An 11,781-nucleotide genomic window follows, 5' to 3' on the forward strand; every position below is an offset into this window, starting at 1 on the left:
ATACGCCAATGAATTCGCTTTCCGCTGGAACACCCGCCATCAAACCGATGGCACCCGCCTGAAAGGGTTTGGCCAGTTGATCGAAAACAAACGGCTCACCTACCGCCAGGTTTCCTGCGTTTGCTAAATATATAAGCCCGAGCTTCGCTTGTCCCCATTTATTTCAGCTTCCTGCCCGGAATGTTTCAGCTTAAATCGCGCGCACGAATTCATGAAGATCCTTGCGCTGTTCATTTTGTCAGCCAGCCTTGCCGCCTGCACCGCCGCGGAGTCGCTGGCGCTCCAGGGAGAGTGGCGTTTTGAACTCGATCAAAACGATCGCGGCCTTTCAGAACGCTGGTTCAACCGGGCGCTGCCGGAGCGGATTCAACTTCCGGGAGTGCTTCAGGCCCAGGGTTTCGGTGATGAAATCAACATTCAAACGCCTTGGATCCTCTCCCTTTACGATCGCCTCTGGTACCTCCGCAAAGATTATTGGGCGCACACAAATGCGGGCAGCGTAAAGGTCCCATTCGTTTGTCAGCCGCCACGGCACTATGTCGGCGCCGCCTGGTATCAACGTGAAATTGAAATCCCCGCCGATTGGCAGGGACGCCGCCTGATGCTGCACCTGGAACGTCCCCGCTGGGAATCCCGTGTGTGGATCAATGGACAGATCGCGGGCACGAATAATTCCCTTTGCGCGCCGCATGAGTTCGTCCTCGGAGTGGTGAACGCGCCCCACAGCCTCGTGCAAACGGGAAGGAACATTCTGACTGTGCGCGTCGATAACCGCATGCTGCTTCCGTATCGGCCCGATGCTCATGCGGTTTCCGATTCGTTGAACAGCACGTGGAACGGAATCGTGGGCACGATGGAACTGCAAAGCACCCCTTCGGTATGGATCGACGATCTCCAATTGTTTCCCGATGCCGCGACGGGAACCGTGCGCGTGCGCGTGCAGATTGGCAATGCCACAACCAATACGGAGAAAGTTTTCGTCTCGCTGAACTTCATTCCAGCAATGGCTTCAAGCGGCGGCAAAGCGACGCTGCGCGAAATGGCGTGCGAACCTGGCATCACAACCTTGGAAGCGCAGGTCCAGAACGCGTATCCGCTGAAGCTTTGGGATGAATTCGATCCCGCGTTATTCGAGTTCACAGCGTCGATCAGGAAGGCCGAAACAAACGCGAGCGCTTCGCGATTGTTCCATGCCCGCCGCGTGAAATTCGGATTTCGCGAATTCAAGCGGGACGGCGCGCGCATCGTGGTGAACGGGCGCGAAACACATTTGCGCGGCACACATCACGGCGGCGATTTTCCGCTCACCGGGTATCCGCCGACAGACATTGAATATTGGCGGAAACTCATTCGCACGTGCCAGGAGTGGGGCCAAAATCACATGCGATTTCATTCCTTCTGTCCCCCGAAGGCTGCGTTTGAGGCTGCGGATGAACTTGGTTTTTATCTGCAACCCGAGCCGGGAATGTGGAACACGATCGATCCCAACTCGCCCATGGAACGCATGCTCTACCTGGAAACGGAAAGAATGCTGAAGGCGTATGGAAATCATCCGTCCTTTGTCATGTTCGCTGCCAGCAACGAACCCAAGGGCCGCTGGAGGCAGGTCCTGCCGCAATGGGCGGCTCATTTTCGGACGAACGACGCACGCCGCCTCTACACGACAGGCACGGGGTTCACTGATGCCGACGCGCCAGGACCGATGGAGATGGTGGATTTTACGACCACCCAGCGCTTCGGGCCGCGCCAGGTGCGTCGCGAAAGCGGATGGTTTGGGCGCGATTATTCAGGCTCGCTGCGGGGCGTGAATGTGCCTGTCATCGTGCATGAAAACGGACAATGGTGCGCGTACCCGGATTTCCGCGTGATCGAGAAGTTCACGGGTTACATGCGGCCGGGCAACTTTGAAATCTTTCGCGATTCCGCCGCGGCAAACGGCGTGGTGGAAATGAACCGCCAATTTGCGCACGCATCAGGCCGTTTTCAGCTGGCGTGTTACAAGGAGGAGATTGAAGCCAACCTCCGCACTCGCGGACTCTCTGGTTTCCAATTGCTCGACCTGCATGATTACGTGGGGCAGGGCACGGCGCTGGTCGGCTTGCTGGATCCATTCTGGGAGCCCAAAGGATACGCCACTGCTCAGGAATTTCGACGGTTCTGCAGCGAAACAGTTCCGCTCGCCCGTTTGCACAAGCGCGTCTTCACAAGCGCGGAAAACTTGCAGGCCGAACTTGAACTCGCGCACTTCGGTGCCAACGCCTTGACGAACCAGGATGTGAACTGGAGCATTCGCGATCACACCGGCAAACCCGTGGCCTCGGGACGGCTCGATACGAAAACGTTCCCGATTGGCCGCAGCTTGCTAGGCCGAATTTCCGTTGGGCTATCCAACTTCCCCGCACCCGCTGCATACCAACTGTCGGTCACTCTGCCCGGTGCACGGACGCAAAACCACACAGTTGCCGATGCGGAGAATGGCTGGAATCTCTGGCTCTACCCCACACAGGATCACAATCCTGTTCCTCGCGATGTTCTCGCGACGTCGTCCTGGGCCGAGGCGGAAAAGAAGCTCGAGGCCGGTGGCAAGGTGCTGTTCCTGCCCCGCAACACCGACCTGGATTGGTCAAGCCCACCGCTCGATGACGTCCCCATTTTTTGGAATCGCCTGATGAATCCCGGCTGGAGCCGAATGCTGGGAATTTGGTGCAACACGAATCATCCCGCGCTCGCGCGATTTCCGACCGATTCGCATTGCGACTGGCAGTGGACGCAAATCATGCGCGGCGTTCGGCCCGTTAGTCTCGCAAAGCTTCCGCGCGACTTGAAACCGATCGTTCAAGCGATCGATGATTGGAATCGCAACTGGAAACTCGGCGCCATCTTTGAATGCAGGGTCGGTTCGGGCCGCTTGATGGTTTCCGCCTTCGATCTCACCCATGACCTTCCGAATCGTCCTGTCGCGCGGCAGTTGTGCCGTTCGTTGCTCGATTACATGGGGACCGATGAATTCAACCCCAAGGTGTCCGTGTCCGCTGCCGCCTTTCGCGGAACGTTGTTCAACACGCGAATCATGCGGCAGGTGGGCGCAAGCGCATCAGGCGCTGGGAATGTGAACCAGGCGATTGATGGCGATCCGAACACGGCATGGGTGATTGGCGGAACCGGGAGAAACGCTGCCACCAACCGGCATCCGCACACTCTGACAATCGAGTTCCCAGAAGTCGTCTCCATGGCCGGCTTCGTCATCATGCCCCGGCAAAACGATCGGGATCACCTTGGCGACGTCCGTGAATTCCGGCTGGAGACAAGCGACGATGGCCAGCAATGGACTGAGTTGCATCGTGGCGCATTGCCGTCCACGTGGGAACCGCATCGGATCGAGTGGGATCGTGCTGTGAGCGCGCGGCGTTTGAGGTTTGTGGCGGTGAGCGGATACGGGTCCGATCCCAGTGCTGCGCTGGGCGAATTTGCGATCCTGCGCGAGGGCGAACGGTTTGCAGACGATGCCGGCAACATGGAGTTCCGCCGTTCCCGGAGCACGAGCACGGACGTGGATGAAGGAAATTGAGTGACAACGAAACGAGGAACAAACCATCCCCAAAACGATGGATGGAGTTCGCGGCGTTTTTCCATGTTCCGTTGACGCAGCGTCGGCTATCGTCCCCGCGCTTTGATTAAATGAAAAATCTGTTTGTTTCTGTCGTTCTCATCCTGTTGCTCACGCCGGGTTCGCGTCTCCATGCAGCCGAAGACACCAGCGGCTCGGGCTTCGTCCTCCAATCTCAATCGCTCGCCACCGGGGCGGGCACGATTGCCATCGACCAGTTGTTCTTCGAGACAGAGAACGGCCGCGTTGAAATACCAATTCAACTTGGCGAACTGCGGCGTGGCGCCAATCGCCGCGTGAAGACTTCGGACGGCCGCGAGGTGCGACTCACCGTTGATCGCCAGCGTGACGCATTCATGATCGAGTTGAATGCCCGGCCGAGTGGAGGGATTCTGAAGTGGGGTCTTTCGATTGCCGCCGATCCGGCAGAATACTTCACGGGCCTGATGGAACGGGTTGTCGATGGTCCGCAGGCGGCGTCGTGGGCGCCCGGAATCAAGGAAGCAATGGACCTTCGCGGGCAGAAGATCGACATGATTCTCAAGCCGACCACTTCGGTCTATGCGCCGTATTACATCTCGTCGCGCGGCTACGCGACATTCGTGCAGGGCAGCTGGCCAGGGCGTTACGACTTCTGCGCCTCAGACAGCAAACGCGTGAAGCTCACATGGGAAGGGCCGTCATTTGCTATGAAAGTTTACACAGCGAAGACGCCAGCCGAACTGGTCAAGGCCCACGCGCTGGACGCCGGGCCGCCGTTTCTTCCGCCAAAGTGGATGTTCACGGCCTGGCGCTGGCGCGATGAGCATGTGCACCGCGACCAATATTACGATGGCACGCCCGTCACGGGTCCCTTTAATTCTGAAATCATGGAGGACGTGCTGCTCATGGAAGCTTATGGGATCCCTTGCGGCGTGTATTGGGTCGATCGTCCCTGGGGGCCCGGGCGGCTCGGTTACGACGATTTCGAAATTGATGAAAAGCGGTTGCCGAACTTTGAACGCCAGGTGAAATGGCTCGAAGGCAGGAACACGAAATCAATGCTCTGGATCGGGCCGTTTTTCCAGGGCGACATGGAAACCAACGCGCTCAAGCTTGGCTATAACCTCGCAGGCCAGCGGCCGCATCGGAACAATTACCCGATGGTCGATTTCACAAATCCACGCGCTAAGAAATACTGGCAGGAGGGCGTGGCGAACCTGCTCGAGATGGGAGTTGCCGGATTTAAATTGGACCGGGCTGAGGAAGACATTCCGGAATCGGGACCATTCAAGGTCTTTGATGGACGATCGATTCGTGAAAATCGGAATGCGTATCCCGCGATGTATGTGAAGGCCACGTACGAAATCGCGAAGAAACATCGAGGTGGCAACGATTTCCTTTGCATGCCGCGAGCGGCTTACACGGGAAGTTCGCGATACGGTGTGTTCTGGGGCGGCGATGTCGGCGGAACGCAGGAAGGGTTGCGGGCTTCGATCATCGCAATGCAACGCTCTGCCGTCATGGGATATCCGAATTGGGGCGCCGACACATGCGGATACAATCAGCAGTTGATGGAGACCGAGGTGTGCGGCCGCTGGCTTGCGTTCAGCTGTTTCAATCCGATCATGGAAGTTGGCCCGACCCGCAATCGCGCCTTTTGGAACTTTCACAATCCTCCGCGTTACGACGCCGAGCTTATCGCAATCTGGCGTCTGTATGCGCGCCTGCATACGCGCCTGATCGACTACGGATATGCCGCGGCGAAGGAAGCCACGAAAACCGGAATGCCAATTGTCCGCCCCTTGTTTCTCGTGGATCCGCAGGCGCCGGAGGCGTGGGCCAATTGGTGGACCTTTCAATACGGCCCCGACATCCTTGTGTCCGCAATCTGGCAAAAAGGACAGCGTGCAGTGGAGGTTTACCTGCCTGCCGGACAGAAATGGCAGGACGCGTGGAACCCCGGCAAAGCTTACGATGGCGGGCAAACGATTACGGTGCCGGCTGAATTGCATCAGATTCCGATCTTCACCCGTGCTGGGTCAAAAGTGGATCTGGGCGACCTGCATCAAGAATGGCGCGATGCTGAGGCGGTTGCCAGCACGCGCCCTGACCTGAAGAAATTGGATGCCCAATTGCGCGCGTGGTACGAACGCACATATTCCCAGTCGAATTGAGGCTCGTAATCTCTCTCTTCGGACCGAGCCGACGAGAGCCTCTTCGCGATTGGCTGACACTGTAAGAAGCTCGGTCTGGGTTTCATAAGCAGGCATTGACGCGCGGTTCCGGGCTGGCACTATGCGGCCATGACACCCGAGACAGGAACCGTCAACCTGTTGGTTGTTTGTGTCTCCGGCCCCGATTCCGGAAAGAGGCTTGCCATCACGTCCAAACCCGCAGTCGTCGGCCGGGCCGCCGCATGTGAACTCGCCAGTGACGATCCCGATGTCGCCGAGCGGCATGTGACTCTTCACGAAGAAGCCGGCAAGCCCGCCTTTGCCGCGATCGCTGGATGCGCTGTTTTTCTGGATGGCCAATCCAGGCAGCAGGGATTGCTCGAACCGCGGCAGCAACTTCGCGTGGGGCGTTCGCTGTGGCAGATGGAATCGGCTCCCACCGCGCAATTCAGCACGTTGATTGGCGACTTCGGCGACCGCATCACGGATATCGCGGGCGTGGAACGCATTGAAGGTTTTCGTCCTGCCGAGATGTTTTCGGAGGCATTGCGCAAGCGCACGGATGAAGAGATGGAGCAATATTTTGCCGTGGGCACGCCTTCAACCACGCCTCCGCTGGCAGAGGTGAACACGGGCTGGCCAAAGCCCTGGCTGTTCCTGAAAACGTTCCTGCTCGCGGCAACCGTTTATCTGGGTTTTCTTTTCATCTACCGGCATTTCGGAAATGCCATCGTCCTTCCGGGACTCCTGACGTTTGGCGCATTCGTGATTCCATTTTCGCTGCTGATCTTCTTTTTCGAGATCAATGCCGTCCGCAACGTGCCCTTGTACCAGCTGCTGAAGCTCATGATGCTCGGTGGTGTGTTATCGGTCATCCTGTCGTTGTTTTTGTTCGAATGGACGCGCCTCGACAGCTGGTTGGGCGCCATGAGTGCGGGACTCGTCGAAGAAGCTGGCAAGGCCGCGGCGCTGCTGCTCGTGATCAACAAACCCAAATACCGCTGGACATTGAACGGGATGCTTTTTGGGGCTGCAGTCGGAACGGGATTTGCCGCGTTTGAATCGGCGGGCTATGCATACCTGATTGGAGGCGAATACGGCCGCAGCGCCATGCTGAGCAACATCACCACGCGAGGCATCCTGAGTATTTTCGGCGGTCACGTCCTCTGGACCGCGCTGGTCGGAGCGGCGCTCTGGCGCGTTCGCGGGACCCGCGCGTTCGAATGGTCGATGTTGACCGAGCCGAAGTTCCTGCGGGCATACGCCGTCGCTGCCGGGCTGCACATGATCTGGAACTCTCCTCTTCAACTGCCACTCTATATCAAATACGTCATTCTCGGGTTTGTGATCTGGATCGCTCTTGTCGCATTCATTCAAAGTGGATTGCGCCAGATACGCACAGCGCAAGCCGAAGCTGCCAGCGGCGACACAACAAAAACCCAGATTCCCCAGGCCGCATTGCCCTAGTTGACGGAGGACTCCCGGAAACACCCCAATGCATTTGCAGGCCGGCCGGGGGATAATGGGCGAGAATGCTGGTGATCGTTCGGAAAACGTGGTGGGTCGTGTGCCTCTGCTTCAGCCTGCACCAGTCGGTTGCGGGTGAAACCACTTCCTCGACCAATCTCCCTCCGTTACAGCGGCTGAATTCCGTCCTCCGCATGTCCGTGGAAACCCGCGACGGTCAGAACGTTGGCAGCGTCAGAAACATTGTTCTGGATGTCGATCGCGGAATTGTCGGCTGCGTTCTCGTCGGGCCCGACGGTTTGCTTAAGGGCCGAAAAGTGCGTCCCGTTCCGCCGCATCTGATTTCCACATCTACCGCCAAGCGCGGTGTGGCAGGGTTGAATATCATGCCGCGCGATTGGAACAGCGCGCCCGTGATCAACGCAAGCGCCCTGAACACCCCTGCAACCGCGGCCACCCTCGCTGATTTGCCGCGACGTTTCGATGCCATTTCCAAGCCTTCGGAAGGAAGCCAGCCGGCAATGCAAACGCTGGCGGCCACGGGGCGCCCTGCAAAAAGCCCGCCCCAGGGCAGGCTGATGCTCGTAACAGATCTCATTGGTGAATCGGTCTACGGAACCGATCAGAACAAGCTCGGCGAGGTGATCGATGTTCTTGCAGCGCTCGATGGGGAAAAATCGTGTTTCCTGCTGCTGTCACCTGGAAAGCGTTTCAAGTCGAATGAACACGCCTACGCAATTCCGCTGGGCCGAATCGCGATCGACGAATCCGGGCGATTGCAGCTCGACGCGGAGCCCGCTCAACTCTCGTCGGCCCGCCATTTCGATCCCACCGTGTGGCGAACCGGCGGGGTGCGAAAGAATGAGATTCTGCAATATCCTCGGACGAATTAAATGAGCAGCCGCTTTCGCGATGCTCAAAGAAATTTCCCCGGATTCAGGATGCCTTTCGGATCCAAGGCGTTCTTCACCCGATGATGCAAATCGCGCAACTCGGGCGACGCAGCGAGCGGCCACCAGCGCGCCTTGGCCAGGCCAATTCCATGCTCACCCGTGATCGATCCGCCCCATGCAATCACCTGCTGAAATAATTCGTCCAATGCCGCTTCGGCGCGTTCCTTCGCTTCAGGCTGCGTGTAATCCACCATGACGTTCGTGTGAATGTTCCCGTCGCCGGCATGACCGAAACACGCGATCGGGAATTGGTGCCGCGCCTGCAGGCCCGCGGCAAATCGAAACAAGTCTTCAAGCCGGCCGCGCGGCACCACGATGTCCTCATTCAGCTTCGTCAACCCCGTGTCGCGCAACGCGTAGGAGAACTCGCGCCGAATCTGCCATACTTCCTCGCATTCGCGATTTCCGAGCCCGCGCTCGACAAACAACGGTTGCTGCTTGCGAACAATCATTTCCAGGTCACGAATCTCACCCCGCACCGATCTCATCTGGCCGTCGAGTTCGACGATGAGGTGGGCGCGACAGCCGCGAAGGCGTTCGCTGCCTGTCCGCTTGTATGCGGCGCTCAAGGTGAACTCATCTGCAACCTCGAGTGCGCATGGCAGGAACCCTGACTTGAAAATCGCGTGCAGCGTCCGAATCGCGCTGCGCATTGACCCGAAACCAACCGCAAGGCACGCGCGATACGGAGGAAGCGGAATAAGCTTGAGCGTCGCCTCCGTGATGATTCCGAGCATGCCTTCCGAACCGGGAAAAAAGCGCGCGAACTCAAACCCGGTCTTGTTCTTGTGCGTTCGACCGCCGACACGCACAACGGTTCCATCGGCAAGCACCACTTCAAGTCCCAGAACGTAATCCCGGGTCACACCGTATTTCAGGCAGCGCGGTCCCCCCGCGTTCGTCGCGATGTTGCCTCCGATGGAACTATCCTTGCGGCTCGCTGGATCAGGCGGGTAATACAATCCCTTTTTTTCCACCGCGGATTGCAGGGCGCTTGTGGTTACGGCGGGTTGGGTGACGACCACGAAGTCCGCCGGATTGATCTCGACAATCCGGTTCAGTCGTTCGACCGAAAGCACAATGCCACCGCGCACGGGAACGCAACCGCCCACGTAACCATAACCCGCGCCGCGGGGCGTCACAGGGATGCCGTGCTTATTCGCAAATCTGAGGACCCGGGAAACCGATTCTGCATCTTGCGGAATTGCAACCGCGTCCGGCGTGTGGGCTGCAAACCACTTGTCCCCAGCGTATCGCGCGCGAATCGTCTCCTCCGTCAAAAGTTCGCCAGGGCCAAGACTGCGTTTCAGTTCGGCCAGTCGCTTCGATTGCAGCGCTGTCATTCGCTTGCCGGAACATCAGGCGCCTCGAGAAACTCCTCCGCCTCCGCCGCTTCGGATTCAGGAACCTGCACCTGAATGCCTCCTGTTGCCTGGGAATACCCTCCGGTCGTCAAAGCAGAAAGCTCGCCCATGACGATCGCATGGAAGCCCGCAGCTTCGAGGCGGCTGCGAACGAGTTGGGCATCGCTGGGATTGAACAATCGGGTAATGGTGACGAGTGACATATGCTTTTTATTAGGTTGTCGTCGTGCCGGTTGCTGCAGGCGCATGGCGGATTTCGGCGAACACGATGACGCCGGCGCCCGTTTGCAGGCTGCTCTGCACCTGGGCATCGACCTGCTGTCCAACGAGCTCCGACGCGTGATTCACCACTACCATCGTGCCGTCTGGAAGATAACCCACGCCCTGGCCTTTGTCGCGGCCCTCGCGCACGATCCGAATGCTCAGCACCTCGCCCGGCAGGAGTGTCACGCGCAGCGATTTGCTCATCTCATGCAGGTTCACATAATTCACCGACTGCAGCTCCGCGATCTTGCCGAGATTAAAATCATTCGTGAACAACTTCGCCTTCAAGTTGCGCGCCAGCCGGACAAGTTTCGCATCCACTTCCTTCTCCTCGGGAAAATCGCTCTCGTGGATTTTCAATTCGTTCCGTTTGTTCTGCTGCAGGCGGTTCAACATCTCCAGCCCGCGGCGGCCGCGGGCCCGTTTCACAGGGTCGGGGGAATCGGCGATCTGCTGCAATTCCCGCAGCACAAACCTCGGCACCACCAGCGTTCCTTCGAGAAAATTAGCCTCCACGAGATCTGCAATCCGTCCATCAATGATCACACTCGTGTCGAGCAACAGCAGGTTGTCGGGTTTGTTCTGCGGCGCGAAGCGAACGTAGGGAATGATGAGCGAAAAATCCTCCTTGTTGCTGCGCATCGCCAGGATCATGCCGATGTAACTGAACCCGAGAAACAGGCAGAGCCGGATCAGCCAGCGGGTGGTATCCTCGGAATTATCGAACAATCCTGAACGATCGATCAACAGCGCGACCACGTTGCCCAGCAGCAGGCCGAATGTGATCGAAGAAAACGCCCGCAGGGAAAACCCTTTCAGCATTTCATCGATCGCGATCAGCAGCCAGCCGAAGCCAAATCCCACCAGCGCCCCCGCCCATCCATAGTGGAGCAGTTCGGGACGCACCTGGCTGATGGCGTAACCCGCGGTCGTGCACAGCGCGAGAAAGAGAACGCGTATGGTCCACAGGTTGATCATCGCCGTGAACCTTCCCGCGGCAGGCGCAGGCGTTCGCCCGAGGACTCAGCCGATTCCCGCGGCGGTTTCTTGCTCCACAGAATTCCCCAAAGGCCAAGGCGATTCAGGTTGCTGCTCGTGATTGAAAGATTTTCCACGATGTTCGCCACGTTGCCAGCAATCGCATCGTCCTGCAATAACGCGCCCGCCAGCCCCTTGCCTGAACGCGTGTCATCCAGGATCGCTTTCAGCGTCAGTGTCGAGTTCTCCACGTTCCGAACCGATGACGAAATGCTTCCGCGATTCTCCTCCACTATGCCGTTTACTGAATCGGCAAAGGTCAGCAATTCGCTCGAGGCCTGGGCCAGGTTGCTGGCGGAAAGCGACAGCGCCGGGCCATTTGTCACGAACAACGAGTTGATTTCGTCCACCGTAACCATCGCCCGCTCCGAAGCCGTTCGCAGGTTCTCCACAGTCGCCGCCAGATTGGTCAGCGTTTGTTCGTTCAGGGCATGGCGCCGCACGTCGGCAATCGCTTCGTTCAGCCGGGTCGCGGCCTCGTCCACACGTTGCACAAATCCAGCCGCCGAACGCGCCACTTCCTGCAGGTTGAACGGCTCCTCCGCCCGCGCGTGCCCCTGGTCTGGAAGTTCCGCACCCTGGTTTCGGCCGGGATTGATCGAGACGAAATTGTCGCCCAGGAAACCCGACTGCTTGATCTGGAAAAGCGCGTCATCGCGAATCACGAACTCGCGGTAAATCGAGAGCGTGATCGTCACGTTCGTGCCGCTCGGGTTGAGCGCAATCTTCTCCACATAACCGACCTGGACGCCCGACATCAACACAGAAGCCTGCGTCTTGAGGCCGCCAATGTCGGAAGCCGTCACGTAGAGTGTGTACGATTTTCGGAAGAGCGAGCCACCCTTGCTGAACTGCAGCAGCAGCGCTGCAAGAATCGCCAGCGCAATGACAACGAACAGTCCCACCTTCAGTTCGAATCTGGATTTGCTCAT

9 protein-coding genes are annotated in these 11,781 nt (G+C 58.4%); 5 read left to right on the top strand and 4 right to left on the bottom strand.

Annotation, left to right across the window (positions count from 1 at the left end):
• From VEH04_00535 to VEH04_00555, 5 genes are all read left to right on the top strand, one after another.
• Positions 1 to 127, top strand: a 127-nt coding sequence (locus tag VEH04_00535; protein ID HYG21237.1) for a transposase, incomplete at its 5' end; no start/stop codon positions are given.
• An 84-nt stretch (positions 128 to 211) separates the two neighbouring features.
• A complete protein-coding gene (locus tag VEH04_00540; GenBank protein ID HYG21238.1) occupies positions 212 to 3,568 on the top strand; it encodes a discoidin domain-containing protein in 3,357 nt (1,118 codons plus the stop codon).
• Between the two features lie 110 nt (positions 3,569 to 3,678).
• Complete coding sequence (locus VEH04_00545) at positions 3,679 to 5,763, top strand: TIM-barrel domain-containing protein (GenBank protein HYG21239.1); 2,085 nt, start codon at positions 3,679 to 3,681, stop codon at positions 5,761 to 5,763.
• Positions 5,764 to 5,892: 129 nt separating this feature from the next.
• On the top strand, positions 5,893 to 7,230 hold the full coding sequence (locus VEH04_00550) for a PrsW family glutamic-type intramembrane protease (GenBank protein HYG21240.1): 1,338 nt from the start codon (positions 5,893 to 5,895) through the stop codon (positions 7,228 to 7,230).
• Between the two features lie 65 nt (positions 7,231 to 7,295).
• The gene (locus VEH04_00555) at positions 7,296 to 8,123 is read left to right on the top strand and encodes a PRC-barrel domain-containing protein (protein ID HYG21241.1); all 828 of its coding nucleotides are present in this window, start codon (positions 7,296 to 7,298) and stop codon (positions 8,121 to 8,123) included.
• 23 nt (positions 8,124 to 8,146) lie between these two features.
• Here the strand turns inward: VEH04_00555 and VEH04_00560 are convergent, their stop codons facing one another.
• Genes VEH04_00560 through VEH04_00575 form a run of 4 tightly spaced genes read right to left on the bottom strand, consistent with a single transcriptional unit; the run spans position 8,147 to position 11,781 of the window.
• On the bottom strand, positions 8,147 to 9,526 hold the full coding sequence (locus VEH04_00560) for an FAD-linked oxidase C-terminal domain-containing protein (GenBank protein ID HYG21242.1): 1,380 nt from the start codon (positions 9,524 to 9,526) through the stop codon (positions 8,147 to 8,149).
• Positions 9,523 to 9,750 (bottom strand): DUF2007 domain-containing protein, encoded by a 228-nt coding sequence (locus VEH04_00565; GenBank protein ID HYG21243.1) that lies wholly within the window; start codon positions 9,748 to 9,750, stop codon positions 9,523 to 9,525. Before VEH04_00565 ends, VEH04_00560 begins: the two co-directional genes overlap by 4 nt.
• Positions 9,751 to 9,760: 10 nt before the next feature.
• On the bottom strand, positions 9,761 to 10,789 hold the full coding sequence (locus VEH04_00570; GenBank protein ID HYG21244.1) for a PIN domain-containing protein: 1,029 nt from the start codon (positions 10,787 to 10,789) through the stop codon (positions 9,761 to 9,763).
• Positions 10,786 to 11,781, bottom strand: a complete 996-nt coding sequence (locus VEH04_00575) for an MlaD family protein (GenBank protein HYG21245.1) — start codon at positions 11,779 to 11,781, stop codon at positions 10,786 to 10,788. Before VEH04_00575 ends, VEH04_00570 begins: the two co-directional genes overlap by 4 nt.

Source organism: Verrucomicrobiia bacterium, assembly GCA_035629175.1.
Classification (GTDB): domain Bacteria; phylum Verrucomicrobiota; class Verrucomicrobiia; order Limisphaerales; family DASXHY01; genus DASXHY01.